Genomic DNA, 26,745 nt, shown 5'->3' on the forward strand with positions numbered 1-26,745 from the left:
ATGGACATGCGCGCAGATCTGCTGATTGTCGGAGCCGGAATGGTCGGCAGCGCCCTGGCGTTGGCGTTGCAGGACAGCGGGCTGGAAGTCCTGCTGCTCGACGGCAGCCCACTGAGCGTCAAACCGTTCGACGCCGAAGCCGCGTTTGAACCGCGCGTGAGTGCCTTGTCGGCGGCTAGCCAGCGAATCCTTGAACGCCTCGGCGTGTGGGACGGCATCGCCGCACGGCGCAGCAGCCCGTACACCGACATGCACGTCTGGGACGGCAGCGGCACCGGGCAGATTCATTTTTCGGCGAGCAGCGTGCATGCCGAAGTGCTGGGTCATATTGTCGAAAACCGCGTGGTGCAGGACGCCTTGCTTGACCGGTTGCACGATTGCGATCTGGGCATGCTCGCCAATGCGCGGCTGGAGCAGATGCGTCGTTCGGGCGATGACTGGCTGCTGACGCTGGCCGATGGTCGTCAGTTGCGTGCGCCGCTGGTGATTGCCGCTGACGGTGCCAACTCGGCAGTGCGGCGCCTGACCGGCGTGGCGACGCGCGAGTGGGATTATCTGCACCACGCCATCGTCACCAGTGTGCGCAGCAGCAAGCCGCACCAGATGACCGCGTGGCAGCGATTTACCGATCACGGGCCGTTGGCATTTCTGCCGTTGGAGCGTCATGGTCAGCAGGATTGGTGCTCGATTGTCTGGTCGACCACGCCGAGTGAGGCCGAACGCTTGATGGCGCTGGATGAGGCGGATTTCTGCCGGGAGCTGGAACGTGCCTTTGAAGGGCGTCTCGGCGAAGTCATCAGTGCTGATCCGCGACTGTGTGTGCCACTGCGGCAGCGCCACGCCAAGCGTTATGTGGCTGAAGGTCTGGCGCTGATTGGCGATGCGGCGCACACCATTCACCCGTTGGCGGGGCAGGGTGTGAACCTTGGCTTCCTTGATGCGGCGGTGCTGGCCGAAGTGCTGTTGCAAGCGGCCGAGCGTGGCGAGCGCTTGGCGGATGTGAAGGTGCTGAGTCGTTACGAGCGCCGGCGCATGCCGCATAACCTGGCGCTGATGGCGGCGATGGAGGGCTTTGAGCGGTTGTTCCAGGCGGATCCGTTGCCTGTCAGATGGTTGCGTAATGCCGGGTTGAAGCTGGTGGAGCAGATGCCGGAGGCGAAGGCGCTGTTTGTGCGGGAGGCGTTGGGGTTGACCGGGGATCTGCCGGCACTCGCCAAACCCTGACATCTCCATTGAGGCTGATGGCCCCTTCGCGAGCAAGCTCGCTCCCACATTTGAAATGCATTCCAATGTGGGAGCGAGCTTGCTCGCGAAGGGGCCAGAGCCGACACCAAAGATTTCAGGCTGTGCAACATCTGGTAACTCCTTCAAAAAGAGTTCGATTGAGGTGGTAAATGTGAGTCCTTATCATTTGGCCCACATTTTCCGACCGAGAGACCACTCCCATGTTGGCACCCAAGCGTCTTCTGACCGCACTGGCCTTGACCCTGATCGGCAGCACCACGGCTCAGGCCGCTGATGAGGTGGTGGTTTACTCGTCGCGCATCGATGAACTGATCAAACCGGTCTTCGATGCCTACACCGCCAAGACCGGGGTGAAGATCAAGTTCATCACCGACAAGGAAGCGCCGCTGATGCAGCGCATCAAGGCCGAAGGTGAAAACGCCACCGCCGACCTGCTGCTTACCGTCGACGCCGGCAACCTCTGGCAGGCCGAGCAGATGGGCATTCTGCAGCCGTTCACCTCGAAAACCATCGACGCCAACATTCCGCTGCAGTATCGCTCGTCCACTCACGCCTGGACCGGCTTGAGCCTGCGTGCGCGGACCATCGCCTATTCGACTCAGCGCGTGAAGCCGGGCGAACTGACGACTTACGAAGCGCTGGCCGACAAGAACTGGGAAGGGCGCTTGTGCCTGCGCACGGCGAAGAAGGTCTACAACCAGTCGCTGACCGCGACCATGATCGAAGTCCATGGCGCGGCGAAGACCGAGGAAATCCTCAAGGGCTGGGTCAACAACCTGTCCACCGACGTGTTCTCCGATGACGTTGCCGTGCTTGAAGCGATCAATGCCGGGCAGTGTGATGTCGGCATCGTCAACACGTACTACTACGGTCGTCTGCACAAGCAGAAGCCGGATCTGCCGGTAAAACTGTTCTGGCCGAATCAGGCCGATCGCGGTGTGCACGTGAACCTGTCGGGCATCGGTCTGACCAAGCATGCGCCGCACCCGGAAGCGGCCAAGGCTCTGGTTGAATGGATGACCACGCCCGAGGCGCAGAAGATTTTTGCTGATGTGAACCAGGAATTCCCGGCCAACCCGGCGGTGGCGCCTTCGGAAGAAGTGGCGGCGTGGGGCAAGTTCATTGCTGATACCTTGCCGGTGGAAGTGGCGGGCAAGCGTCAGGCCGAGGCGATCCGGATGATGGATCGGGCGGGTTGGAATTGAGGCTTTTTCGATAAACTTGTCTGCTTCAAGATCCAGCCCCTCACCCCAGCCCTCTCCCCAAGGGAGAGGGGGGAAAGGGAGCCGACTTGTAGTGTTTTCGAAACCTGAGTTCGGCTCGATATCTCAGGTCGATGTAGCTTGCATGAGCACCTCGGTCAGTCCCCTCTCCCTCCGGGAGAGGGCTAGGGTGAGGGCAGCAATATCAACCTGAAACCCTATTCTCAAGAACACCCAATCCCCCCAGAGACCCAAAAGTGGCCCACCCCGCCCAACGCCGCTGGTACCCCATCGTCTTCACCATCGCCGCGCTGGTGCTGTTGCCGCTGAGCGTTCTGTTGCTCTCCTGGCAGACCATCGACCAACAAATCTGGTCGCACCTGTGGCAAACCCAGATGCCGCGTCTGCTCGGCAACACCCTGACGCTGGTCGTTGGCGTCGGTGTCGGTGTGACGCTGCTCGGCGTCAGCCTCGCCTGGCTCACCAGCCTCTGCGAGTTCCCCGGCCGGCGCTGGCTCGACTGGGCGCTGATGCTGCCGTTCGCCATCCCCGCGTACGTGCTGGCCTTCGTTTTCGTAGGCCTGCTCGACTTCGCCGGTCCCGTACAGAGCCTGCTGCGCGAATGGTTCGGCAGCGGCCTGCGGCTGCCGCGCGTGCGCTCCACTGGCGGGGTGATCATCGTGCTGGTGCTGGTCTTCTATCCCTACGTTTACCTGCTGGCGCGCACCGCGTTTCTCGCGCAGGGCAAAGGCCTGATGGAAGCCGCGCGAGTACTCGGCCAGTCGCCGTGGCAAGCTTTCTGGCGAGTGGCGCTGCCAATGGCGCGTCCTGCGATTGGCGCCGGCGTAGCGCTGGCGCTGATGGAAACCCTCGCTGATTTCGGCGCAGTGTCGGTGTTCAACTTCGACACCTTCACCACGGCCATCTACAAGACCTGGTACGGCTTTTTCAGCCTGCCAAGTGCGGCGCAACTGGCCAGTCTGTTGCTGCTGGTGGTGATGCTGGTGCTGTATGGCGAGCGTCGTGCGCGTGGCGCCAATCGGGCGAGCAACGAGCGGCCACGAGTCAAAGCCCTGTATCACTTGCGCGGGTTCAAGGCGCTCGCGGCCATGAGCTGGTGCGGACTGGTGTTTGCCTGCGCCTTCGTGATTCCGGTGCTGCAACTGGTTGTCTGGTTCTGGCAGCGCGGGCGTTTCGATCTCGATGAACGCTACGCCGGGCTGATCCTGCACACCCTTTATCTGGGCGGCATGGCGGCGTTGATTACCGTCAGCGTTGCTTTGCTGCTGGCGTTTGCCCGGCGCCTGGCACCCACGCAGGCGATCAACTCCGGCGTTGGTCTGGCCAATCTTGGCTATGCGCTGCCGGGCTCGGTGCTGGCGGTGTCGATCATGCTGGCGTTCAGTTATCTGGATCGCGAGTTGGTGATTCCGCTTTCGGGCTGGCTCGGGGGTGCGGGCAAACCGTTGCTGCTCGGCAGTCTGGCGGCGTTGCTGATGGCGTATCTGGTGCGTTTTATCGCGGTGGCTTACGGGCCGCTGGAAAGCAGTCTGGCGCGTATACGGCCATCTTTGCCCGAAGCGGCACGTAGCCTGGGTGTCAGTGGGCCGCGACTGTTTTTCAAAGTGTATCTGCCACTTTTGCTGCCCGGCACGCTGAGCGCGGCGTTGCTGGTGTTCGTCGATGTGCTCAAGGAAATGCCCGCGACCCTGCTGATGCGCCCGTTTGGCTGGGACACGCTGGCCGTGCGCATCTTTGAAATGACCAGCGAAGGTGAATGGGCACGAGCGTCGTTGCCGGCGCTGACCCTGGTTCTGGTCGGGTTGTTGCCGGTCATTGGCTTGATCCGTCGCTCGGCGCACCGAAACACTTAGTAGTGAGTCCTGAATCATGCGGCTACAATGCGCGGCATTCGGTGCGGTTCGTCTGACAGACCGGTTCGCTGGGATCGGCTGAGAGCCTTCTATTTCAAGGCTTTCACCCGTATAGCGGCTGTCCGCACCTTCGCCACGCCCGGAAGGAGAAACCCATGGGACAGCGTACGCCTCTGTATGACCTGCATCTCGCCCTCGGCGCGAAGATGGTCGATTTTGGCGGTTGGGACATGCCACTGCATTACGGCTCGCAGGTCGAGGAACACCACGAGGTGCGCCGCGATTGCGGGGTATTCGATGTATCCCACATGACCGTGATCGATGTCACCGGCTCCCAGGCCAAAGCCTGGCTGCAGCATTTGCTGGCCAATGATGTCGACCGCCTGCACCGCCCCGGCCGGGCGTTGTACAGCACCATGCTCAACGAGCGTGGCGGCATCGTCGACGACATGATCGTCTATCGTCTCGATGACTGTTATCGCCTGGTGTTCAATGCCTCCACTCGCGATCAGGATCTGGCCTGGATGAACGCGCAGCTCGGCAAGTACGACGTGCAACTGCACGAGCGCTCCGAGCTGGCGATGCTCGCCATTCAAGGTCCGCAGGCCCGGCACAAGATTGCCGAACTGGTCACCCAGTCCCGCGCCACGCTGATCCAGCACCTCAAACCCTTCGAAGGCTATACCGACGGCGACTGGTTCATCGCCCGTACCGGTTACACCGGTGAAGATGGTCTGGAAATCTGTCTGCCAGCCAGTCAGGCGCCGGGTTTTTTCAACGATCTGGTCGGTGCCGGTATTTCCCCGATCGGCCTCGGTGCCCGCGACACCCTGCGGGTGGAAGCCGGGATGAACCTCTACGGTCAGGACATTCATCAAGACGTCTCGCCGCTGGCCTCGAACATGGCCTGGAGCATCGCCTGGGAACCGGCCACGCGCCAGTTCATCGGCCGCGCTGCGCTGGAAGCAGAAAAAACCGCCGGCGTTGCGCACAAACTGGTCGGCCTGGTGCTGGAAGAACGCGGCGTTTTGCGCGCTCATCAAGTGGTTCGTATCGCCGATGTTGGCGAAGGGGAGATCACCAGTGGTAGTTTCTCTCCTACGCTGAGCAAATCGATTGCCCTGGCGCGTGTTCCGATGGCAACCGCCGACCGCGCCGAAGTGGAAATCCGTGGCAAATGGTACCCGGTACGGGTGGTCAAACCGACCTTCGTACGCCATGGCAAAACTTTGATCTAACCTTTTTCCGGCGGGCATGACCGCTGACCCAATTCCTGAGGACACCGAAGATGAGCAATATTCCCGCTGAACTGCGTTTTGCCGAAAGTCATGAATGGGCACGTCTGGAAGCCGATGGCACCGTCACCGTGGGCATCAGCGATCACGCGCAGGAAGCGCTGGGCGATGTGGTGTTCGTCGAGCTGACGGAGGTGGGCAAGGTGTTCGCTGCCGAAGATCAGGCTGGTGTGGTTGAGTCGGTGAAAGCTGCTTCCGACATCTATTCGCCGATCAGCGGTGAAGTCATCGCAATCAACGAAGAACTGGGCGGTTCGCCGGAACTGCTGAACTCCGACCCGTACGGCGCGTGGATCTTCAAGATCAAGCCAAGCGACAAGGCTGAGCTGGACAAGCTGCTGGACGCTGCCGCTTACAAGGCTGCCATCGGCGAGTAAGCGTTGAGCAACACCCCAAAGCCCCGACCTGTCGGGGCTTTTTCATGGGCGTCTGTCAGGCGTTGCGCAACACCGCTTTCACCGCCGCCACCGAGCGTTCGACATCCTCCTTGCTCATCGCGGTAAACATCGGCAGCGACACGATCAGCCGTCCGACCCGCTCCGCCACCGGAAACATCCCTTCCTTGAAGCCGCGCTCGCGGTACAGACTCAGCAAATGAATTGGCGGGTAGTGATAGCCGATCCCGATGCCATGCGCCTGCATCTGCTCCATGAATGTCGCCCGCGCCGGCAAGCCGTCCATGCGCTCCGGCAGCACCAGCTGGAACAGGTGCCAGTTGCTGTTGGTGAAGTCCGCTGGCGGCAGTTGGGCGCCATAGGTCGCTGTAAAGTCATCGCCAAAGCACTGAAAATAATGCCGCGCCAGTTCACGCCGATGCGCCGTCAGCGCTTCGATATGAGCAAACTGGCCCAGACCGATCGTGGCAGCGACATCGGTCATGTTGAACTTGCCGCCGAGCACATCGACATCCAGGCCATCGAAACCGGTGCGGGTCACGCCTTGCAAACGGTACTTCTCTGCCAACCGTGCCTCCTCCGGCGTGTTCAGCACCAGGCAACCACCCTCGGAGCAGGTGACGTTCTTGTTCGCCTGAAAACTGAAGGACACGAAATCGCCCGTGGCGCCAATACGCCGTCCATTCCAGCTCGAACCCAGCGCCTGTGCGGCATCTTCGATGATGCGCAGCTTGTGTTTACGGGCGATGTCGTACAGGCGCTCCATGTCCACCGGCAGGCCGGCGAGATAAACCGGAATCAGCGCTTTGGTGCGTGGGGTGATGGCCGCTTCCAGTTGATCCAGATCGATGTTGCGGGTCACCGGGTCAATATCGGCAAACACCGGTGTAGCGCCGACTGCAAGAATCACGTTGGCCGTCGCCACCCAGGAAATCGGCGTGGTGATCACTTCGTCACCCGGGCCAATGCCGGCAATGCGCAAGGCGATTTCCATGGTGCAGGTGCCGGAATTGAAAGTGCGCACCGGGCGCCCAGCGAAATATTCCGACAGCTGCGCTTCAAAGGCCTGAACCTTCGGCCCGCTGGTGATCCAGCCAGAACGCAAGACATCGCCGACGGCAGCAATCGTGGCTTCATCGATAACAGGTTTGGAAAACGGCAGGAACGGCAGTTGGCTCATGAGGCTTTTATCATCCGCTGGTTGGACGCCTGAGGCAGGCGCCACAGCATGGCCCGGAACAGCCTTGGCCGCCAAGCCGTACGCGACGATATCGACTGCTATGCTGGTTTGACCGTGTTGCATTGACGCCGAGCGCCAGCCAAGAGAGAGCCCGTCATGTCCCAGTTGCCGTCCTTGAGCCAGTTACGCGATCCCGATGCCTTCCTGCGCCGTCACCTCGGTCCCGACGCCGCCGAGCAACAAGCGATGCTCGACAGCCTTGGTCTCGGCAGCCGCGTCGAACTGATCGAACAGACCGTACCGCCGGGCATTCGCTTCAACCGCGTACTCGATTTGCCCCCTGCGCTGGATGAGCAAGCGGCGCTGGCCAGACTGCGCGGTTACGCCGAGCAGAATCAGCTCTGGACCAGCCTGATCGGCATGGGCTACCACGGCACCCTGACGCCGACCGTCATCCTGCGCAACGTCCTGGAAAATCCCGGTTGGTACACCGCGTACACGCCGTACCAACCGGAGATCGCGCAGGGCCGACTCGAAGCGCTGCTGAATTTCCAGCAGTTGACCATCGACCTCACCGGCCTCGAACTGGCCAACGCTTCGCTGCTCGATGAAGCCACGGCGGCTGCCGAAGCCATGGCGCTGGCCAAACGTGTCGCGAAGTCGAAGAGCAATCTGTTTTTCGTCGATGAGAACTGTCATCCGCAAACCATTTCCGTGGTGCAGACCCGCGCCGAAGGTTTTGGCTTCGAATTGATCATCGACGCTGTGGATAACTTGAAGCAGCACCAGGTATTCGGCGCGCTGCTGCAATATCCCGACACTCACGGCGAGATCCGTGATCTGCGGCCGTTGATCGATCACTTGCATGCGCAGCAGGCGCTGGCCTGTGTCGCTACCGATTTGTTGAGTTTGCTGTTGCTGACGCCACCGGGTGAACTGGGTGCCGATGTGGTGTTCGGCTCGTCCCAGCGCTTCGGCGTGCCGATGGGTTATGGCGGCCCGCACGCGGCGTTCTTTGCCAGTCGCGAGGAATACAAACGGGCGATTCCCGGGCGGATCATCGGTGTGTCGAAAGATGCCCGGGGCAACGTCGCGCTGCGCATGGCCCTGCAAACCCGCGAGCAGCATATTCGCCGTGAGAAGGCCAACTCGAACATCTGCACGGCGCAGGTGCTGCTGGCCAATATCGCCAGTTTCTACGCGGTGTATCACGGGCCGGAAGGCTTGAAACGTATAGCCCAGCGCGTGCATCGGTTGACCTGCATTCTGGCGGCCGGGCTTGAGCGCAAAGGCATCACTCGGGTCAATGCGCAGTTCTTTGACACGCTGACGCTGGACGTTGGCGGTGCGCAAACCGCGATTATCGAAAGCGCTCAAGCTGCGCAGATCAACCTGCGAATTCTTGGCCGCGGCCGTGTGGGGCTGAGTCTTGATGAAACAACCAGTGAAAGCACGGTGGCCAGGCTGTTCGATGTATTGCTGGGTGCCGATCATGGGTTGAACGTCGAAGAACTTGACGCTGAAGCCCTGAGCTCGGGCATCCCCGACAATCTTCAGCGCAAAACCCCGTACCTGCGCCATCCGGTGTTCAACGCCCACCACAGCGAAACCGAGATGCTGCGCTATCTCAAACAACTGGAGAACAAGGATCTGGCGCTCAACCAGTCAATGATCCCGCTGGGCTCCTGCACCATGAAACTCAACGCCACCAGCGAAATGATCCCGATCACCTGGCCGCAATTCGCCAACCTGCACCCGTTTGTGCCGAGAGAGCAGGCGGTCGGTTACACGCTGATGATCGAAGAGCTGGAGCGCTGGCTGTGCGCAATCACCGGTTTCGATGCGATCTGCATGCAGCCCAACTCCGGCGCGCAGGGCGAATACGCAGGGCTGCTGGCGATTCGCAAATACCATGAGAGCCGGCAGCAGGGCGGGCGTGATGTGTGCCTGATTCCGTCCTCGGCCCACGGCACCAACCCGGCCTCGGCGCAGATGGTCGGGTTACGGGTGGTGATCGTTGAGTGCGACGAGGCCGGCAACGTTGATCTCGATGACTTGAAAGCCAAGGCTGCCGAGGCCGGGGCGAAACTGTCCTGCCTGATGGCGACCTACCCGTCGACCCACGGCGTGTACGAGGAGGGCATCAGCGAAATCTGCGAAGTCATCCGCACGCATGGCGGCCAGGTTTATATGGATGGCGCCAATCTTAATGCGCAGGTCGGACTGGCCCGGCCGGCGGACATCGGCGCTGATGTCTCGCACATGAACCTGCACAAGACCTTTTGCATTCCCCATGGCGGCGGCGGACCCGGCATGGGACCGATTGGCGTGCGCGCACATCTGGCGCCGTTCGTGGCCAATCATCCGGTGGTGCCGCTTGACGGCCCGCAGCCACAGAACACGGCGGTCAGCGCGGCACCGTGGGGCAGTGCGAGCATTTTACCGATCAGTTGGATGTACATCGCCATGATGGGCCCGCAACTGGCGGATGCCAGCGAGGTGGCGATTCTGGCGGCAAATTACCTGGCGCAGCATTTGTCCGGCGCGTTCCCGGTGCTGTACACCGGCCGCAATGGGCGGGTCGCGCATGAATGCATTCTCGATTTGCGGCCATTGAAGGCGCAGACCGGGATCAGTGAGGAGGACGTCGCCAAGCGTTTGATGGATTACGGCTTTCATGCGCCGACCATGTCATTCCCGGTGCCAGGGACGCTGATGGTCGAGCCGACCGAGAGTGAGTCCAAGGCTGAACTGGATCGGTTTATCGGTGCAATGTTGAGCATTCGCGCGGAAATCACTGAGGTGCAGAACGGCAACTGGCCGGCCGAGGACAATCCGCTGAAACGAGCGCCGCATACTTTGGCGGATATCACCGGGGTTTGGGAGCGGCCGTACAGCATCGAGCAAGCAATTACCCCGGATGCGCACACCAAGGCGCACAAGTATTGGCCGGCGGTGAATCGGGTCGACAATGTCTACGGCGACCGCAACCTGTTCTGTGCTTGTGTTCCGGTCGATGATTACCGCTGATTTCCCGGCAAGCACACCGTCACCTGTGGGAGCGAGCCTGCTCGCGAAAGCGGTGATTCAGTCACCGAAAGTGTTGAGTGAAAGATTGCTTTCGCGAGCAGGCTCGCTCCCACAGGGTTATGAGTGGGGCGCAAATCCTGGCAAAAAAATGCCGCTCGATTGAGCGGCATTTTTGTTGGCGGATGGCTTACTCGGAAGCCACGGCATTCATCGCCAGAATCGCATTCGCCAGTTCCATGTCCGTCGCCTGCAGGCCCGGATTGTCGGCGCGGACTTTCTGCATCGCCGCTTCCAGATACGGCCCACGAATGCCGCCGTCACTGGCAACGAAACTGCCGGCATCATCCTGTGCGGCGATGATCAGCTTGTGATCCTTGAAGGTCAGATAGGTCGAACCGGTGGTCGCACCGGACGAAATGACGTTACGCCAAAAGCTGTCCGCCATGGCCGAACCAACGGGAAGGGACAGCAAGGCCAGAGTGGCGACAGCAAGTTTGAGACGCATGATGAGATGACTCCTGGGGGTTAACTACGGCGTTGGATCGCCATTTCCCCGATCCGGTTCCGTGGCGGCTTATTTCTGCTCGCTCTGCGGCGTCACTCGTAGCACTTCCTCAACCGTCGTCAGTCCCGCCGCAACTTTCTGCGCGCCGGACAGACGCAAGCTGCGCATGCCTTCCTTGAACGCCTGCCGGCGGATCGCCGTGAGATCGGTGTCCGGGGTGATGAAGGCCTTGAGGCTGTCGCTCAGTTGCATGATCTCGTAGACCCCGGCGCGGCCGCGATAGCCAGTGTCGCGGCATTCCACGCAACCGATGGCGCGTTGTGCGTTGCTCGGCAACGGCGCCTGCCACGGGCGGGTCAGGGTTTGCCAGTCTTCGTCTGCCAGTGTCAGCGGTGCCTTGCAATGCGGGCACAAGGTGCGCACCAGTCGTTGCGCCATAACCCCGAGCACGGTGGCTTTGATCAGGTAATGCGGCACGCCGAGTTCGAGCAGACGACTGATCGCACTGGGCGCGTCGTTGGTGTGCAGGGTCGACAGTACCAAGTGCCCGGTGAGCGCCGCCTGAATCGCCATTTCAGCGGTTTCCAGATCGCGGATCTCGCCGATCATGATGATGTCCGGGTCTTGTCGCATCAGCGCACGCACGCCGGCGGCGAAGCTCAGGTCGATGTTGTGCTGCACCTGCATCTGGTTGAATGCGGGCTCGACCATTTCGATCGGGTCTTCGATGGTGCAGAGGTTCACTTCCGGCGTCGCCAGTTTTTTCAGCGTGGTGTACAGCGTGGTGGTCTTGCCCGAACCGGTTGGCCCGGTGACCAGAATGATGCCGTTGGGCTGGCGGGTCATGTCCTGCCAGCGCCGCAGGTCGTCGGCGCTGAAGCCCAACTGGTCGAAATCCTTGAGCAGCACCTCCGGGTCGAAAATCCGCATGACCATTTTTTCGCCGAACGCAGTCGGCAGCGTTGATAACCGCAACTCGACTTCACCGCCGTCCGGGGTCTTGGTCTTGACCCGGCCGTCCTGGGGTTTGCGCTTTTCGGCGACGTTCATCCGTCCGAGGCTTTTCAGGCGACTGACAATCGCCATGGTCACCTGCGGCGGAAATTGGTAGACGTTGTGCAGCACGCCGTCGATGCGAAAACGCACGGTGCCTTGCTCGCGGCGCGGTTCGATGTGGATATCACTGGCGCGCTGCTGGAAGGCGTACTGGAACAGCCAGTCGACGATGTTGACGATGTGCGCGTCGTTGGCGTCCGGTTCCTGATCGCTGGCGCCGAGGTTGAGCAGTTGCTCAAAGTTGCCGAGATTGCCGCTCTGGGCGTCGGCATTGCTGGCGCCGCTGACCGATTTGGCCAGGCGGAAGAACTCGACGCTGAAGCGCTGGATGTCCGCCGGGTTGGCCACTACCCGTTTGATCGGCAGTTTCAACACGTGAGTCAGATCGGCTTCCCACCCGGTAACGTAAGGCTGAGCGCTGGCCACGGTCACCGCATCGCGGTCGACCGCCACCGCGAGAATCTTGTGCCGTTGTGCGAAGGCGTAGGACATCAACGGTGTGATGGCGGCGACGTTGATCTTCAGCGGATCGATGCGCAAATACGCCTGGCCGGCCTGCTGTGCCAGCCACAGGGTCAGACTTTCCAGATCAAGATGCTTGCCCGGACGGCTGAGGTCGTCCAGTTGCTGACTGGCGATAAATTCCAGTGGGTGCATCTGGCCATGGGCTGCATGACGGCGACGGGCATTCAGTGCCTGCTCCGCCGAGTCCTGGCAAATAAAGCCTTGGGCGACCAGTTCACGCAACACCTCGTTGAGTTCCAGCCAGCGGTCCTGAGTGGCAAGTTGAACGGACATGCGGGCTTCCTTTTGAGCGACAGTGCGCAAAAGGATAGTCGCGGCCCGGTAGACCGTTGGGCCACTACCCGACGAAGCCGTTGCCGGATTTGTCAGCCAGCGGCTTGCGCGGGGGCATCCCAAGCGCTGTCGGCGCTTTGCAGGTTCACCGAGCAAACGCTGATCAGGTTACGAAGTTTTTCCGCGATCACTTGCGCGCGATGCCAACTGAAACCGCCCATGACGATGTCGATCGACATCAATTCGTCCATCCGCTGCACGTTGACCTGCTCGGGCGTGAGGAATTGCAGGGCGAACAGGTTGAGTACGCGCACCAGCAAATCCGGTTCGGCTTCGGCGAGGATTTGATATTGCGCCAGGCAATGGGCGTTGCTGACGTTCCAGACGTCGGCGCGGGTAGGGGCGCTGTTCACGGCTTCAAGGTGCGGCATGGCAAGTCTCCAAAATCTCTGGAGGAATTTTTACATTCGGCACGGGGTATTTCTTGGCTATGATCGGCGTTATTGGCGATTGATCGATGTGATCAATTCGTAATACAACGTGATTCAGGTATTTCTATGCACAGCGAGCTGGACAGCTACGACCGCAAGATTCTTGCCCTGCTGCAAGAGGACGCTTCGCTCTCGAGCGCGCAGATCGCCGAACAGGTCGGCCTGTCGCAATCGCCGTGCTGGCGGCGGATTCAGCGGATGAAGGAAGAGGGGATCATTCGCGGCCAGGTGACCTTGCTCGATCGCAAGAAAATCGGCCTGAATACGCAGATCTTTGCCGAGATAAAACTCAACGCGCACGGGCGTTCGAACTTCACCGAGTTCACCGAGGCGATTCGCGGCTTTCCGGAGGTGCTGGAGTGTTATGTGCTGATGGGCGCGGTGGATTTTCTGTTGCGGATTGTCGCGGCGGACATCGAGGCGTATGAGCGATTCTTCTTCGAGAAGCTGTCGCTGGTGCCGGGGATTCAGGAAGTGAATTCGATCGTGGCGTTGTCGGAGATCAAGTCCACCACAAGCTTGCCGGTTTGAGGTAAGGCGGCTGGCCTCTTCGCGAGCAAGCTCGCTCCCACAGGAGATTGCATTCCAAAGTGGGAGCGAGCCTGCTCGCGAAAGCGGTGTTACATGCGCAGGAGCATTTTCCACGCGCGATTCTGGTAAACCGCAATCGCCTGCTGCTTGCGCGCATCGAGCAGTTCGTCAGTGATCGTCGGCTCGTTGGCCAGTTGCGCCAGCTTGTTCAGTTCGCCATACAGGCGATCCATTTCCGGGATCTCCAGCACGTTACGAGCATGGTGCAGCCAGACCTGGATGCGCTCGATACGCGGCAGTTGCTCAGCCAGATCTTCCGGCTGCTGCTGATAACGCTGCAATTGCAGGGCCGTCGCTTCTTCGCCCAATGTGCGCGGCAACCAGCTGTGCAACTGCGCGCCGCCCTGACGATTACCACGTACGTTACGATCGGCGGTCCAGGTGCGAGCCAGCAACCAACGCGAAGTGTTCAGCGAGAACGAGCCCCAGCGCGGGTCTTCGAGTTCTTCGAGGAACTGCTCCGGTGCGGCTTTGCGCACGTCTTCATCTTCGATACCGGCCTGCACCAATGGGCGCCAGTCTTCCAGCAACGCATCCAGGGCAACGCGCAAGTCGTGGGTCGACTGACGCGGCGCGGCCTGGCCGAGGCTGCTCAACAGTGCACGCATTTCGGCGAGGTTCTCGACCCAGTCGAGCAACAGGCGCCAGTGGCCATTGAAACGATATTGTTCAGCCAGACGCTGGCTGCTGCCGAGCAAGTGCCAGCTCAGTGCGGCGAAGGCGTCGTCGAGTTGAGTTTCCGGGGTCAGCTCCGGCGCCGGCAGGCTCAGCGAGTAGCTGTTGGCGTCGTACAGACGATAACCGCGCTCAGCCTTGCTGATGTCGCACGGCATCAGCGCCAGGGTTTCAGCCAGTTCAGCAGCCAGTTCCAGCAGCGCGGCGGATTCGCCTTCGCGCAGTTCCAGTTCCAGCTCGCAGATTTCTTCTTTCTGCTTGCCGACTACCACGTGACCGAGGTCCAGCGCGGCTTCGATGACCACTTTGCTCTTGCCACGGCCCCAGGCAATTTCGGCGCGCTCGCGGACGAAATCGGTGGTGAAGATCGGCTTGAGGGTTTTCTTGTCCAGTTCGGCCAGCGACTCGGGCCAGCATTCGCCGTCCAGTTTCTTCACGTCGAGCTTGGCTTTCGGCAACTTCCAGTCGTATTCATTGCGCTCGGACAGACCGGCAACGCTCTGGCCACGGGTCTTGAGGGTCTGAATCACTTCGTCACCGTCCTTGCGCAGGCGCAGGGCGACTTTGGCCTGGGCCAGGTCGCGCTCGGGGGTGTCGAAGTACTGGTTCATCAACTCACGGCGTTCCCAGCCACTTTTGTTGCGTTTCTTCAGTAACGGGTGCTCGCGCAGGGCGGCGAGGGTTTCGCGGCTGACGCGGAGTTTGATTTCGGTTTCTTTCTGCATGGCCGGAAAATCCAGGATCGGGAGCGCAGCCGGGGAATATGTGGCTGCCAAGGCCGTGCAGTGTACAGGACTGATTCGTCCTACGCCCTGCGGCGGTTTATTCCTGACGCCGGATGGTTCTATGATGGACTTCAAATCGGGAGTTGGAGTCAGCGATGCCTTTGCCGTCCATGCAAGACCAGTTCGCTGCGCTGATTGCCGCGCCATCGGTCAGCTGTACCCAACCGAACCTTGATCAGTCCAACCGCGCGGTGATCGATTTGCTCGCTGGCTGGCTGGGCGATCTGGGTTTCAGCTGCGACATCCAGCAGGTCAGCCCCGGCAAATTCAACCTGCTCGCCAGTTTCGGCAGCGGCCCCGGTGGACTGGTGCTGGCCGGACACAGCGACACGGTGCCGTACGACGATGCGTTGTGGCAGACCGATCCGCTGAAGCTCACTGAAGTCGATGGCCGTTGGGTAGGGCTGGGCAGTTGCGACATGAAGGGTTTTTTCGCCCTGATCATCGAAGCCGTGCTGCCGCTGCTCGATCAGCCGTTCAAGCAACCGCTGCTGATCCTCGCCACCTGCGATGAAGAAAGCTCGATGTCCGGCGCCCGCGCACTGGCCGAGGCCGGGCGTCCGCTGGGCCGTGCGGCGGTGATCGGCGAGCCGACCGGGCTCAAGCCGATCCGCATGCACAAAGGCATCATGATGGAACGCATCGACATCCTCGGGCAGAGCGGCCATTCGTCGGATCCGCGTCTGGGCCACAGCGCGCTCGAAGCGATGCACGATGCGATCGGCGAACTGCGCGGCCTGCGTCTGTTGTGGCAACGTGAATTCAACAACCCACAATTCAGCGTGCCGCAACCGACCATGAACTTCGGTTGCATCCATGGCGGCGACAATCCCAACCGCATCTGTGGTCAGTGTTCGCTGGAGTTTGATCTGCGACCGCTGCCCGGCATGGACCCGAAAATCCTGCGCGCGGAGATTCTGCGCAAGCTCAACCCGGTCGCTGAACGGCATCAGGTGAAGATCGATTACAAGCCGTTGTTCCCGGAAGTGCCGCCGTTCGAGCAGTCGGAAGACGCCGAACTGGTGCGCATCGCCGAAAAGCTCACCGGTCACAGCGCCGAAGCAGTAGCGTTCGGCACCGAAGCGCCTTATCTTCAGCGCCTTGGCTGCGAAACCATCGTGCTTGGCCCCGGCGACATTGCGTGCGCGCATCAGCCCGGCGAGTACCTTGAAATGTCACGTTTGCAGCCTACCGTGCATCTATTACGGCAGTTGATTGAACATTACTGCCTGACCGCTGACGAACGATGATCCACACCTGTGGGAGCGAGCCTGCTCGCGAAAGCGCCATTTCAGACATCTTGATGTCGACTGATACACCGCTTTCGCGAGCAAGCTCGCTCCCACAGGGATTGTGTTTTGCCTGATCAAACGCTGTAAATTGCCAGCATCCCAACCCGTATTCATGAGGAGAGCGCGCGTGTCGCCAAGCCTGTTCCGACGATAACCATCAGCCCGCTGTGCGTTTTCCGTTTCGCCCTTTTTAGGCTGCTATTTATTACAGGCCCAGGTTCATGCCCGAATACGTCAATTGGCTTCGCCACGCGTCTCCTTACATCAATGCCCACCGCGACTGCACCTTCGTCGTCATGCTGCCCGGCGACGGTGTGGAGCATCCGAATTTCGGCAACATCGTCCACGACATCGTCCTGCTGCACAGCCTCGGCGTGCGTCTGGTGCTGGTGCACGGTTCGCGTCCGCAGATCGAAACCCGTCTCGCCGCCCGTGGCCTGACCCCGCATTACCACCACGGCATGCGCATCACCGATGCCGCGACGCTGGAATGCGTGATCGATGCGGTCGGCCAATTGCGCATCGCCATCGAAGCGCGTTTGTCGATGGACATGGCTTCGTCGCCGATGCAGGGTTCGCGTTTGCGCGTGGCCAGCGGCAACCTCGTCACCGCACGGCCGATCGGCGTGCTCGAAGGCGTCGACTATCACCACACCGGCGAAGTGCGCCGGGTCGACCGCAAGGGCATCAATCGCCTGCTCGATGAACGCTCGATCGTGCTGCTGTCGCCGCTGGGCTACTCGCCAACCGGTGAAATCTTCAACCTCGCCTGCGAAGATGTCGCCACCCGCGCCGCCATTGACCTCGGCGCAGACAAACTGCTGCTGTTCGGTGCCGATCTCGGTCTGATCGACGAAAACGGCAAACTGGTGCGCGAACTGCGCCCGCAACAAGTGCCGGCGCATTTGCAGCGTCTGGGCAGCAACTATCAGGCAGAACTGCTGGATGCCGCCGCCGAGGCTTGCCGTGGCGGCGTGGCGCGCAGCCATATCGTCAGTTACGCCGAGGATGGCGCGCTGCTGACCGAACTGTTCACCCGTGACGGTGGCGGTACGCTGGTCGCGCAAGAGCAATTCGAACTGGTGCGTGAGGCGGCGATTGAAGACGTCGGCGGCTTGCTCGACTTGATCAGTCCGCTGGAAGAGCAGGGGATTCTGGTGCGTCGCTCGCGCGAAGTGCTGGAACGCGAGATCGAGCAGTTCAGCGTGGTCGAGCGTGAAGGCATGATTATCGCCTGCGCGGCGCTGTATCAGATTGCCGATTCCGATGCCGGTGAGCTGGCGTGCCTGGCGGTGAATCCGGAGTATCGCCACGGCGGTCGCGGTGATGAACTGCTGGAGCGCATCGAAACCCGGGCGCGGGCGCAGGGATTGAAGACATTGTTCGTCCTCACCACGCGCACCGCGCACTGGTTCCGCGAGCGCGGGTTCGAGCCGAGCAGCGTCGAACGCCTGCCGGCGGCGCGGGCTTCGCTGTACAACTTTCAGCGCAACTCGAAGATCTTCGAAAAGACTCTGTAACCGAGGCGCTCCATTCGCGAGCAGGCTCGCTCCCACTCCTGTGGGAGCGAGCCTGCTCGCGAAGCTTTTTACTGGGCGATGAACTTCGCGCTGACGTACGGCGAGTAGTCCGGCAGCACCGTCTCAACCTTGCCCTGTTCCTTCAAAAACTTCGCCGTCTCGCCGATCGCCTTCGCCGTGCCGCCATCCAGCAGCGCCGTGGTTTGCTGCGCCTTGGCATCCGGGAACGCTGAACCTGCGAGCAATTCCGGTACATCGGCGGCATTGGCACCGGTCAATTTGGCGATTTTCTGCACAGGTTCGGAGTCTGCTGTCCAGCTGTCCTTGTGGCTGGCGTAATCGGCAAACGCGTCTAGAGTGACTTTGGCAAATTTGGCCACAACGTCAGGATGCTTTTCGGCGAAGTCTTTACGGGCAACCCAAACCTCAAAGGTTGGCGCGCCCCACTGACCGACCTGCGCGGCATCAGTCAGGGTCTTGCCGGTCTTGCGGATTTCCCCCAGCGCCGGTGACCAGACAAACGCACCATCGATATCCCCACGCTTCCACGCGGCGGCGATCTCTGCGGGTTGCAGGTTCACCACTTTGACTTTCGAAGTGTCCAGACCCCAGTGCTTGAGGGCGCCGAGCAGGCTGTAGTGGGAGGTGGAAACGAACGGCGTGGCGATGGTTTTGCCGACCAGATCCTGCGGTGTGTTGATACCGCTGCCGTTGCGTACCACCAAGGCTTCGGCGGCATTGATCTGCGCTGAAACGATGAACGCGACGAAGGGCAGATTACGCGACGCGGCAGCCGCTAACGGGCTGGAACCGAGGTTGCCGATCTGCACGTCACCGGAAGCAATGGCTGTCACAACTTCCGGGCCGCTGTTGAAACGGCGCCAGTCGATTTTCTCGCCGATGGTCTTCTCGTAGACGCCGTCAGCTTGGGGGACTTTGCTCGGGTCGATACCGGTTTGATAGCCCACCGTGAGGGTGGCGGCATGGGCGGAAAAAGAAATGATTGCTGACACACAAACTGTAACAAATTGACTAGATAGTGCGCGTTTGGCCATCATGGCGTCGCCTTTTCGATAGGGTTTGACGAATTGCGGTTGCGCCAAAGCTAATCGATATAAAAAAAGGCTAACAAATACCATTTAGGAATGAGCTTAGTCGCCGATACGCTGTATCCCGGCGGAGATGGCAAGATAATAGCCATATTCCGAAATGATATGAAAAAGAATGAATAAATTCTTTTTGGGTTTATCAGGAAATCTTTACTCTGCACGGACCAAATCACTGCGATTAGACCTTGGTCGTAGACACACAAGGTTACGATTGACTTGTCAGTCACGGTCTGGCGCTAATCGCGCATCTTAGGATCCAGGGCATCAGACCCCGGGCCAGGAACACAAGAATTAGAAACGAGAGGAGCTTTACATGAACAAGTCCACCTTGGCCCTGGCTGTGGCCGTAGGGGTTATGGCGCAGCAGGCAGGCGCCGCCGGTTTCATCGAAGACAGCAAAGCTACTTTGGGGCTGCGTAACTTCTACATCAACACTGATAACCGTGACAGCGCTGCTGGTACTGCTGCCAACAAGCGTGCTGGCGTGCAGAGCAAGAACGAAGAATGGGGCCAAGGCTTCGATCTGCGTTTCATCTCCGGTTACACCCAAGGCACCGTCGGCTTCGGTATCGACGCCATCGGCCTGCTGGGCGTGCGTCTGGATTCCGGTGGCGGCACTAACGGCGCTACCGCTACCTCGTACGGTGGCACTGTGTTCCCGAGCAAGTCCAACGGCGAAGCCGTTGATAACTTCTCCAGCCTGGGCCTGACTGCCAAAGCCAAGATTTCCCAGACCGAACTGAAGCTGGGTACTCTGCAGCCGAAGAACCCGGTCATCGTGACCAACGACGGTCGTCTGTTGCCACAAACCTGGCAGGGTGGCCAGATCACTTCCGGCGACATCAAAGACCTGACGCTGGTTGGCGGTCAGATCGAAGCCGTGAAAGGTCGTAACTCCAGCAACAATGAGCAACTGTCGATTGGCGGCGCAAACGCGCACACCATCACTGGTCGTGACAGCAACAAGTTCATCTACGCCGGTGGTGACTACAAAATCACCAAAGACCTGACCGCTCAGTACTACTACGGCAACCTGGAAGACTTCTACAAGCAGCACTTCCTGGGTCTGGTCCACAACTGGGCAATCGGCCCGGGCGTGCTGAAGTCTGACCTGCGTTACTTCAACAGCTCCGACGACGGTGCAAATGGTCACGACCCGCTGTACTACAGCTCGGGCAACTACGACGGCGTTGCAAGCGGCAAAGGCAAAGTCGACAACAACCTGTACAGCGGCCTGTTCCTGTACACCGTTGCTGGTCACACTTTCGGTGGCGGTTACCAGGTTTCCAACGGTAGCAGCGACTTCCCTTGGCTGAACCAGGGCGACGGCTCGTCGAACTACACCATCACCGACATGCAAATCCAGAAGTTCGGCCGTGCCGGCGAGCGCACCTGGCAAGCACGCTACTCGTATGACTTCGCCAAAATCGGCGTACCAGGCCTGACTGCTGGTCTGGTCTACCTGCGTGGCGACAACATCGACACAGTATCGGGCACTCGTCCTTATCCAGAGTCGGGTAGCGGCCGTTCCGAGTGGGAACGCGACCTGACCGTCGGTTACGTCGTACCGGAAGGCCCGCTGAAAAACCTGGGCCTGATGTGGAAAAACGCTATGTGGCGCAACGACATCCCAGGTCAGCGTGACCAGGATGAAAACCGCCTGATCGTCAGCTACTCGATCCCGCTGCTGTAGTAGCGCGTCTCGATTCGCGGATGAAAAAAAGCCCCGTCCGGCATCGCGCCGGACGGGGCTTTTGCGTTTTCGAGTCAGGCTCACCCCCGTAAGCCCTCCCCGAAATTCCCCTCTTTACAGCAACTCAAGGCCTTCTCGAACCTTGCGACCGATGTTCGTCGGGATGCCGCCGAGCGTCCAGTGAACAGATGTTTAATATTCACTTATGATCTAGATATCTCATTATTTATTCTTTTTCATGATGGCAAATCACGAGCTACAGTTGAGGTCTCGAACAACTCATCAGGAGCAGCACCATGAGCCTCAGACTCGGCGACATCGCCCCCGATTTCGAACAGGATTCCAGCGCTGGCAAGATTCGTTTTCACGAATGGCTGGGCGATAGCTGGGGCGTGCTGTTCTCCCACCCGGCGGATTTCACCCCGGTGTGCACCACTGAGCTGGGCTTCACCGCCAAGCTCAAGGATGAGTTCAGCAAACGTGGCGTCAAAGCCATCGCGCTGTCGGTCGACCCGGTGGACTCGCACCACAAGTGGATCGAAGACATCAACGAAACCCAGAACACCATCGTCAACTTCCCGATCCTCGCCGATGCCGATCGCAAAGTCTCGGATCTGTATGACCTGATCCACCCGAACGCCAACGACACGCTGACCGTGCGTTCGCTGTTCGTGATTGATCCGAACAAGAAAATTCGCCTGACCATCACTTATCCGGCGAGCACCGGGCGCAACTTCCACGAGATTTTGCGGGTGATCGATTCGCTGCAACTCACCGACAACTACAAGGTAGCGACCCCGGCCAACTGGCAGGACGGTGAAGAGGTGGTGATTGTGCCGTCGCTCAAGGATGAGGAAGAGATCAAGCAGCGCTTTCCGAAGGGTTATCGCGCGGTGAAGCCGTACCTGCGCCTGACGCCACAGCCGAACAAGTGATCTTCTTGGGCAGATCGTTCCCACGCTCAGCGTGGGAATGCCGCCCGTGACGCTCCGCGTCAGCGTGTAGCTACTAAGCAGGGGATTTCAGGCCGTTTCGACGGCCTTTTTTTTCGCCCGCAGTTTGTTGAAATGCATATCTCCAAAAAGCATAACCAAATGAATAAATATGATTTATGGATATATAAATCAGCTGGTAAGGTCACTCCATCGAAGCGAGATCGCAACCCGCGAATCGCCTGTAACGCTTAAGGAATTGTCTCAATGCTGGTCGTCTCACTCGGTGGCAGCCCCAGCCTGCGCTCCCGTTCCGGGGTGCTGCTGGAGCGCTCGCAACGTTGGTTGCAGCAGCAAGGCGTAGAAGTGGTGAGTTATCAGGTACGGGATTTCCCGGCCGAAGATTTGCTTCACGCCCGCTTCGACAGCCCGAAGGTGCTCGACCTGTTGCAACAGATTGAAAACGCCGACGGCCTGCTGATCGCCACACCGGTTTACAAAGCGTCATTTTCCGGCGCCCTGAAAACGCTGCTGGATCTGCTGCCCGAGCGCGCCCTGAACCACAAGATTGTCTTGCCGATGGCCACCGGCGGCAGCATCGCCCACATGCTGGTGGTCGACTACGCGCTCAAGCCTGTGTTGTCGGCGCTGAAAGCCCAGGAAATGCTCCAGGGGATTTTCGCCGAGGACAGCCAGATCGCTTACGGCGAAGGCAGTGCCGCAGCACAACTGGCACCAGCGCTGGAGCAGCGACTGCATGAAGCGCTGGATCAGTTTGTCGGCGCCATGGCCCGCCGGCCCAAGCCGCTGGAACCGGGTCTGTTGAACGAACGTTTGTTGAGTGCTCGCTGGAGCATTTAAGCCTCACCCGCATTTGATGTACTTCACCTTACTCAGCCGCTAACGGCCAAGCAGGTGCAGCCAAAACCCAACAGCAAAAAGGAGAGCGCTATGCGCACTGTATTTTTGCGTCGTGGTCTGGTCGCTCTGTTTGCTGCGGCTGTCACCTTCGGCGCCATCACTCAAGCTCAAGCCGAGACATTGCGGATCGGTTATCAGAAGTACGGCACGCTGGTGCTGCTCAAAGCCAAAGGCACGTTGGAAAAACGTCTGGCCGCCCAAGGCGTCGACGTGCAGTGGACTGAATTCCCCGGCGGCCCGCAACTGCTCGAAGGCCTGAACGTCGGCTCGATCGACTTCGGCGTCACCGGCGAAACCCCGCCAGTCTTCGCTCAAGCTGCTGGCGCCGATTTGCTCTACGTCGCCTACGAACCGCCAGCGCCAAACAGCGAAGCGATCCTTGTGCCGAAAGACTCGCCGATCAAATCGGTGGCCGATCTCAAGGGCAAGAAAGTCGCGCTGAACAAAGGCTCCAACGTTCACTACTTGCTGGTGCGTTCGCTGGAAGACGCCGGTCTCAAATACACCGACATTCAAACCGTATTCCTGCCGCCCGCCGATGCTCGCGCTGCGTTTGAACGTGGCAGCGTCGACGCCTGGGTCATCTGGGATCCGTACCAGGCCGCCGCCGAGAAACAACTGCAAGCGCACACCCTGCGCGACGGCAAAGGCATCGTCGACAACCACCAGTTCTATCTCGCGACCAAAACTTACGCAGAGAAAAATCCTCAGGTGATCAAGACTCTCGTGGAAGAAGTGCGCGCAGTCGGTGAGTGGTCGAAGGCCAATCCTGAAGACGTCACCCAACAAGTCGCGCCACTGCTCGGCCTGCCGGCAGACATCACCCTGACCTCGGTGAAACGCCAGGGCTACGGCGCGCTGTTCCTGACCCCGGAAGTGGTCGCCGCGCAGCAGAAAATCGCTGACACGTTCTACCAGCTCAAGCTGATTCCCAAGCCGCTGAGCATCAAGGATGTGATCTGGACACCACCGGCCGCTGTGGCCCAAAGCTCGGCCACCCAAGCCCAGTAACTCGAATTCCCAAGGAGACCACTCCATGAGCCTCAATATCTTCTGGTTCCTGCCTACCCACGGTGACGGCCATTACCTTGGCACCGCCGAAGGCGCTCGCGCCGTCGACCACGGTTATCTACAACAGGTCGCGCAAGCGGCGGATCGTCTGGGTTTCGGTGGTGTGCTGATTCCGACTGGCCGCTCCTGCGAAGACTCGTGGCTGGTGGCGGCGTCGCTGATCCCGGTGACCCAGCGTTTAAAATTCCTCGTTGCTCTGCGCCCCGGGATCATTTCCCCGACGGTCGCGGCGCGGCAGGCAGCGACACTGGATCGTCTGTCCGGCGGTCGTGCGCTGTTCAATCTGGTAACCGGCGGTGACCCGGAAGAATTGGCCGGCGACGGTCTGTTCCTCAGCCACGAAGAACGCTATCAAGCCTCGGTGGAATTCACCCGCATCTGGCGCCGTGTGCTGGAAGGCGAAACCGTTGACTACGACGGCGAGCACATCAGCGTGAAGGGCGCGAAATTGCTCTATCCACCGATCCAGCAACCGCGTCCGCCGCTGTATTTCGGTGGCTCGTCGGAAGCGGCGCAGGACTTGGCCGCTGAACAAGTGGAAATGGTCCTGACGTGGGGCGAGCCGCCAGCCGCGGTGGCGGAGAAGATCGCACAAGTCCGCGCCAAAGCCGCCAAGCTTGGCCGCACCGTGCGCTTCGGCATTCGTCTGCACGTGATCGTTCGTGAAACCAACGCTGAGGCGTGGCAAGCGGCGGATCGATTGATCTCGCACCTGGACGACGACACCATCGCTCGTGCTCAGGCTTCGCTGGCGCGTTTCGATTCGGTCGGCCAGCAACGTATGGCCGCCCTGCACGGCGGCAGTCGCGACAACCTCGAAGTCAGCCCGAACCTCTGGGCCGGCGTCGGTCTGGTCCGCGGCGGTGCCGGTACGGCGCTGGTCGGCGATGGCCCGACTGTGGCCGCGCGTGTGAAGGAATACGCCGATCTGGGCATCGACACTTTCATCTTCTCCGGTTATCCACACCTGGAAGAGTCGTACCGCGTCGCTGAACTGCTGTTCCCGCACCTCGACATCGAGCGTCCGGAACTGCCGAAAAGCGCCGGTTATGTCAGCCCGTTCGGCGAGATGGTCGCCAACGACATTCTTCCCAAAGCCGCGTCGCAGAGCTGAGGCGCGCCATGAAGAAAATCATCCACAGCCTCGCGCCCTGGGCGTTGCCGGTGTTGTTGCTGGCGGTGTGGCAGTTGTCGGTGTCGGCCGGTTGGTTGTCGACACGGATTCTGCCGGCACCGGTGGCGGTGATCGAAGCCGGCGTGAGCCTGGTGCGCAGCGGCGAAATCTGGACGCACCTGGCGATCAGTGGCTGGCGTGCGGCCCTCGGTTTCACTATCGGCGGCAGTATCGGTCTGGTCTTGGGCTTTATCACTGGCCTGTCGAAATGGGGCGAACGCCTGCTCGACAGTTCGGTGCAGATGATCCGCAACGTGCCGCACCTGGCGCTGATTCCGTTGGTGATCCTGTGGTTCGGCATCGACGAGTCGGCGAAGATTTTTCTGGTGGCGCTGGGCACGTTGTTCCCGATCTACCTCAATACCTATCACGGCATTCGCAACGTCGACCCGGCGCTGGTGGAGATGGCGCGCAGTTATGGCTTGAGCGGTTTCAGCCTGTTCTGGCAGGTGATTCTGCCGGGCGCATTGCCTTCGATTCTGGTCGGTGTGCGCTTCGCCTTGGGCTTTATGTGGCTGACGCTGATCGTCGCTGAAACCATTTCCGCCAGCTCCGGCATCGGCTACCTGGCGATGAACGCTCGCGAGTTTTTGCAGACCGACGTGGTGGTGCTGGCGATCCTGCTTTACGCCGTGCTCGGCAAACTCGCCGACCTCGCCGCCCGTGGACTTGAACGTGTGTGGTTGCGCTGGCACCCGGCCTATCAGGTTGCCAAAGGAGGTGCGGCATGACTGCTCAACAACCTCCACGCCTGCTGCGCGGGATTCCGCTGGCAGTGCGCAATCTGCAGAAAACCTTTGGCGCGCGGCAGGTACTGCGGGACATCGATCTACACATTCCGGCGGGGCAATTCGTCGCTGTGGTTGGGCGCAGTGGCTGTGGCAAAAGCACCTTGCTGCGCTTGCTCGCCGGCCTCGATCAACCGACTGGCGGTGAACTGTTCGCCGGCTCTGCGCCCCTCAGTGACGCACGGGAAGACACTCGATTGATGTTCCAGGAAGCACGGCTGCTGCCATGGAAAAAGATCATCGACAACGTCGGGCTCGGCCTCAAGGGCAACTGGCGTCAGCAAGCACTGGATGCGCTGGAGGCAGTCGGTCTGGCGGATCGCGCCAATGAATGGCCGGCGGCTTTGTCCGGTGGGCAGAAACAACGCGTCGCACTGGCGCGGGCGCTGATCCATCAACCGCGTCTGCTGCTGCTCGACGAACCGCTCGGCGCACTGGACGCGCTGACCCGCATCGAAATGCAGCAACTGATCGAACGTCTCTGGCAGCAACACGGCTTCACTGTGCTGCTGGTGACCCATGACGTCAGCGAAGCGGTGGCGATTGCCGACCGGGTGATTCTGATCGAGGACGGCGAAGTCGGCCTCGACCTGCATGTCGAACTGCCGCGCCCACGGGTACGTGGTTCGCATCGCCTGGCAGCGCTGGAAACCGAAGTGCTTAACCGTGTTCTTTCCCTGCCCGGCGAACCGCCGGCGCCGGAACCTGTTTCACCACTGCCTACGCAATTGCGTTGGGCTCAATAACTCAAGCAAACGACAGGAATCATTGCCATGACTATCAAAGCCATCAACGTCCGTAACCAGTTCAAAGGCTCGATCAAGGAAATCGTCCTCGGCGACGTGCTGTCGGAAATCGACGTGCAGACCGCTTCGGGCATCGTCACTTCGGTGATCACCACTCGTTCGGTCAAGGAGCTGGAGCTGGTTGTGGGCAGCGAAGTGATCGCCTTTGTGAAATCCACCGAGGTATCGATCGCCAAGTTGTAAGCCAGTGAGTAAAAAACAACCCCGGAGGGCGTGAGCCCTGCGGGGTTTTTTGTGTCTGTCGATCGTTCCCATGCTCCGCGTGGGAATGCCTCTTGGGACGCTCCGCGTCCAGTGACGCGGAGCGTCACGGGCTG

23 protein-coding genes are annotated in these 26,745 nt (G+C 60.4%); 17 read left to right on the plus strand and 6 right to left on the minus strand.

From position 1 onward, the window contains the following. Positions 1-6 precede the first annotated feature (6 nt). The 5 genes from L8H52_RS15365 to gcvH all read left to right on the plus strand — a co-directional run bounded on the left by L8H52_RS15365 (position 7) and on the right by gcvH (position 5,993). The gene (locus L8H52_RS15365) at positions 7-1,224 is read left to right on the plus strand and encodes a 2-octaprenyl-3-methyl-6-methoxy-1,4-benzoquinol hydroxylase (RefSeq protein WP_242207810.1); all 1,218 of its coding nucleotides are present in this window, start codon (positions 7-9) and stop codon (positions 1,222-1,224) included. Positions 1,225-1,445: 221 nt separating this feature from the next. Beyond that, a complete protein-coding gene (locus L8H52_RS15370) occupies positions 1,446-2,450 on the plus strand; it encodes an extracellular solute-binding protein (RefSeq protein ID WP_242207728.1) in 1,005 nt (334 codons plus the stop codon). Between the two features lie 254 nt (positions 2,451-2,704). Further along, complete coding sequence (locus L8H52_RS15375; RefSeq protein WP_242207729.1) at positions 2,705-4,321, plus strand: iron ABC transporter permease; 1,617 nt, start codon at positions 2,705-2,707, stop codon at positions 4,319-4,321. 155 nt (positions 4,322-4,476) lie between these two features. Beyond that, positions 4,477-5,559 (plus strand): glycine cleavage system aminomethyltransferase GcvT, encoded by a 1,083-nt coding sequence (gcvT, locus tag L8H52_RS15380; protein ID WP_242207730.1) that lies wholly within the window; start codon positions 4,477-4,479, stop codon positions 5,557-5,559. Between the two features lie 50 nt (positions 5,560-5,609). Continuing rightward, positions 5,610-5,993, plus strand: coding sequence for a glycine cleavage system protein GcvH (gcvH, locus tag L8H52_RS15385; RefSeq protein ID WP_242207731.1), 384 nt, complete (start codon positions 5,610-5,612; stop codon positions 5,991-5,993). A gap of 55 nt (positions 5,994-6,048) precedes the next feature. On the opposite strand, the gene L8H52_RS15390 is transcribed toward gcvH, so the two are convergent. After that, entirely contained in the window at positions 6,049-7,191 is a 1,143-nt protein-coding gene (locus L8H52_RS15390; protein WP_242207732.1) for a DegT/DnrJ/EryC1/StrS aminotransferase family protein, read from the minus strand. A gap of 156 nt (positions 7,192-7,347) precedes the next feature. Between L8H52_RS15390 and gcvP the strand changes: the two genes are divergently transcribed. Continuing rightward, positions 7,348-10,221, plus strand: coding sequence for an aminomethyl-transferring glycine dehydrogenase (gcvP, locus tag L8H52_RS15395; protein WP_242207733.1), 2,874 nt, complete (start codon positions 7,348-7,350; stop codon positions 10,219-10,221). Positions 10,222-10,408: 187 nt separating this feature from the next. On the opposite strand, the gene L8H52_RS15400 is transcribed toward gcvP, so the two are convergent. From L8H52_RS15400 to L8H52_RS15410, 3 genes are all read right to left on the minus strand, one after another. Then, positions 10,409-10,729: a DUF2388 domain-containing protein gene (locus L8H52_RS15400; RefSeq protein ID WP_242207811.1), complete on the minus strand. Its 321-nt coding sequence runs from the start codon at positions 10,727-10,729 to the stop codon at positions 10,409-10,411. Between the two features lie 66 nt (positions 10,730-10,795). After that, entirely contained in the window at positions 10,796-12,580 is a 1,785-nt protein-coding gene (locus L8H52_RS15405) for a type II/IV secretion system protein (RefSeq protein WP_242207734.1), read from the minus strand. Positions 12,581-12,672: 92 nt separating this feature from the next. Further along, complete coding sequence (locus tag L8H52_RS15410) at positions 12,673-13,011, minus strand: hypothetical protein (protein ID WP_242207735.1); 339 nt, start codon at positions 13,009-13,011, stop codon at positions 12,673-12,675. 126 nt (positions 13,012-13,137) lie between these two features. Here L8H52_RS15410 and L8H52_RS15415 point away from each other — a divergent pair, with 126 nt between their 5' ends. Beyond that, a complete protein-coding gene (locus L8H52_RS15415) occupies positions 13,138-13,602 on the plus strand; it encodes an Lrp/AsnC family transcriptional regulator (protein ID WP_016983809.1) in 465 nt (154 codons plus the stop codon). An 89-nt stretch (positions 13,603-13,691) separates the two neighbouring features. On the opposite strand, the gene L8H52_RS15420 is transcribed toward L8H52_RS15415, so the two are convergent. Beyond that, complete coding sequence (locus L8H52_RS15420) at positions 13,692-15,062, minus strand: CYTH domain-containing protein (protein WP_242207736.1); 1,371 nt, start codon at positions 15,060-15,062, stop codon at positions 13,692-13,694. Positions 15,063-15,217: 155 nt separating this feature from the next. Here L8H52_RS15420 and argE point away from each other — a divergent pair, with 155 nt between their 5' ends. Then, entirely contained in the window at positions 15,218-16,372 is a 1,155-nt protein-coding gene (argE, locus tag L8H52_RS15425) for an acetylornithine deacetylase (protein WP_242207737.1), read from the plus strand. A 263-nt stretch (positions 16,373-16,635) separates the two neighbouring features. Next, a complete protein-coding gene (gene argA, locus L8H52_RS15430) occupies positions 16,636-17,934 on the plus strand; it encodes an amino-acid N-acetyltransferase (protein ID WP_007913824.1) in 1,299 nt (432 codons plus the stop codon). A 68-nt stretch (positions 17,935-18,002) separates the two neighbouring features. Here argA and tauA read toward each other — a convergent pair whose 3' ends face one another. Next, on the minus strand, positions 18,003-18,989 hold the full coding sequence (tauA, locus tag L8H52_RS15435; RefSeq protein ID WP_242207812.1) for a taurine ABC transporter substrate-binding protein: 987 nt from the start codon (positions 18,987-18,989) through the stop codon (positions 18,003-18,005). A gap of 367 nt (positions 18,990-19,356) precedes the next feature. Here tauA and L8H52_RS15440 point away from each other — a divergent pair, with 367 nt between their 5' ends. The 8 genes from L8H52_RS15440 (at position 19,357) to L8H52_RS15475 (ending at position 26,611) form a co-directional block, all read left to right on the plus strand. Next, the gene (locus tag L8H52_RS15440; protein WP_242207738.1) at positions 19,357-20,736 is read left to right on the plus strand and encodes an OprD family porin; all 1,380 of its coding nucleotides are present in this window, start codon (positions 19,357-19,359) and stop codon (positions 20,734-20,736) included. Positions 20,737-21,032: 296 nt separating this feature from the next. Beyond that, the gene (locus L8H52_RS15445) at positions 21,033-21,671 is read left to right on the plus strand and encodes a peroxiredoxin (protein WP_077574963.1); all 639 of its coding nucleotides are present in this window, start codon (positions 21,033-21,035) and stop codon (positions 21,669-21,671) included. 264 nt (positions 21,672-21,935) lie between these two features. Continuing rightward, positions 21,936-22,529, plus strand: coding sequence for an NADPH-dependent FMN reductase (gene ssuE, locus L8H52_RS15450; RefSeq protein WP_034151973.1), 594 nt, complete (start codon positions 21,936-21,938; stop codon positions 22,527-22,529). Between the two features lie 90 nt (positions 22,530-22,619). Then, positions 22,620-23,600 (plus strand): sulfonate ABC transporter substrate-binding protein, encoded by a 981-nt coding sequence (locus tag L8H52_RS15455; RefSeq protein WP_242207739.1) that lies wholly within the window; start codon positions 22,620-22,622, stop codon positions 23,598-23,600. A 25-nt stretch (positions 23,601-23,625) separates the two neighbouring features. Continuing rightward, the gene (ssuD, locus tag L8H52_RS15460; protein WP_008085337.1) at positions 23,626-24,774 is read left to right on the plus strand and encodes an FMNH2-dependent alkanesulfonate monooxygenase; all 1,149 of its coding nucleotides are present in this window, start codon (positions 23,626-23,628) and stop codon (positions 24,772-24,774) included. A gap of 8 nt (positions 24,775-24,782) precedes the next feature. Next, entirely contained in the window at positions 24,783-25,565 is a 783-nt protein-coding gene (ssuC, locus tag L8H52_RS15465; RefSeq protein ID WP_003229260.1) for an aliphatic sulfonate ABC transporter permease SsuC, read from the plus strand. Then, entirely contained in the window at positions 25,562-26,368 is an 807-nt protein-coding gene (gene ssuB, locus L8H52_RS15470) for an aliphatic sulfonates ABC transporter ATP-binding protein (protein WP_242207740.1), read from the plus strand. The genes ssuC and ssuB overlap by 4 nt, the downstream gene beginning before the upstream one ends. A 27-nt stretch (positions 26,369-26,395) precedes the next feature. Next, positions 26,396-26,611: a TOBE domain-containing protein gene (locus L8H52_RS15475; RefSeq protein WP_003229256.1), complete on the plus strand. Its 216-nt coding sequence runs from the start codon at positions 26,396-26,398 to the stop codon at positions 26,609-26,611. The last annotated feature ends 134 nt before the right edge of the window (positions 26,612-26,745 follow it).

This window comes from Pseudomonas sp. CROZ-RG-20F-R04-15 (assembly GCF_022662375.1).
GTDB lineage: Bacteria > Pseudomonadota > Gammaproteobacteria > Pseudomonadales > Pseudomonadaceae > Aquipseudomonas.

Excerpts from the sequence above, each read along its gene's own strand:
- L8H52_RS15365 (WP_242207810.1), top strand. The coding sequence starts at position 7 with ATGCGCGCAGATCTGCTGATTGTCGGAGCCGGAATGGTCGGCAGCGCC.
- L8H52_RS15370 (WP_242207728.1), top strand. The coding sequence starts at position 1,446 with ATGTTGGCACCCAAGCGTCTTCTGACCGCACTGGCCTTGACCCTGATC.
- gcvT (WP_242207730.1), top strand. The coding sequence starts at position 4,477 with ATGGGACAGCGTACGCCTCTGTATGACCTGCATCTCGCCCTCGGCGCG.
- gcvH (WP_242207731.1), top strand. The coding sequence starts at position 5,610 with ATGAGCAATATTCCCGCTGAACTGCGTTTTGCCGAAAGTCATGAATGG.
- L8H52_RS15390 (WP_242207732.1), bottom strand. The coding sequence starts at position 7,191 with ATGAGCCAACTGCCGTTCCTGCCGTTTTCCAAACCTGTTATCGATGAA.
- gcvP (WP_242207733.1), top strand. The coding sequence starts at position 7,348 with ATGTCCCAGTTGCCGTCCTTGAGCCAGTTACGCGATCCCGATGCCTTC.
- L8H52_RS15405 (WP_242207734.1), bottom strand. The coding sequence starts at position 12,580 with ATGTCCGTTCAACTTGCCACTCAGGACCGCTGGCTGGAACTCAACGAG.
- L8H52_RS15410 (WP_242207735.1), bottom strand. The coding sequence starts at position 13,011 with ATGCCGCACCTTGAAGCCGTGAACAGCGCCCCTACCCGCGCCGACGTC.
- L8H52_RS15415 (WP_016983809.1), top strand. The coding sequence starts at position 13,138 with ATGCACAGCGAGCTGGACAGCTACGACCGCAAGATTCTTGCCCTGCTG.
- L8H52_RS15420 (WP_242207736.1), bottom strand. The coding sequence starts at position 15,062 with ATGCAGAAAGAAACCGAAATCAAACTCCGCGTCAGCCGCGAAACCCTC.
- argE (WP_242207737.1), top strand. The coding sequence starts at position 15,218 with ATGCCTTTGCCGTCCATGCAAGACCAGTTCGCTGCGCTGATTGCCGCG.
- argA (WP_007913824.1), top strand. The coding sequence starts at position 16,636 with ATGCCCGAATACGTCAATTGGCTTCGCCACGCGTCTCCTTACATCAAT.
- tauA (WP_242207812.1), bottom strand. The coding sequence starts at position 18,989 with ATGGCCAAACGCGCACTATCTAGTCAATTTGTTACAGTTTGTGTGTCA.
- L8H52_RS15440 (WP_242207738.1), top strand. The coding sequence starts at position 19,357 with ATGAACAAGTCCACCTTGGCCCTGGCTGTGGCCGTAGGGGTTATGGCG.
- L8H52_RS15445 (WP_077574963.1), top strand. The coding sequence starts at position 21,033 with ATGAGCCTCAGACTCGGCGACATCGCCCCCGATTTCGAACAGGATTCC.
- ssuE (WP_034151973.1), top strand. The coding sequence starts at position 21,936 with ATGCTGGTCGTCTCACTCGGTGGCAGCCCCAGCCTGCGCTCCCGTTCC.
- L8H52_RS15455 (WP_242207739.1), top strand. The coding sequence starts at position 22,620 with ATGCGCACTGTATTTTTGCGTCGTGGTCTGGTCGCTCTGTTTGCTGCG.
- ssuD (WP_008085337.1), top strand. The coding sequence starts at position 23,626 with ATGAGCCTCAATATCTTCTGGTTCCTGCCTACCCACGGTGACGGCCAT.
- ssuC (WP_003229260.1), top strand. The coding sequence starts at position 24,783 with ATGAAGAAAATCATCCACAGCCTCGCGCCCTGGGCGTTGCCGGTGTTG.
- ssuB (WP_242207740.1), top strand. The coding sequence starts at position 25,562 with ATGACTGCTCAACAACCTCCACGCCTGCTGCGCGGGATTCCGCTGGCA.
- L8H52_RS15475 (WP_003229256.1), top strand. The coding sequence starts at position 26,396 with ATGACTATCAAAGCCATCAACGTCCGTAACCAGTTCAAAGGCTCGATC.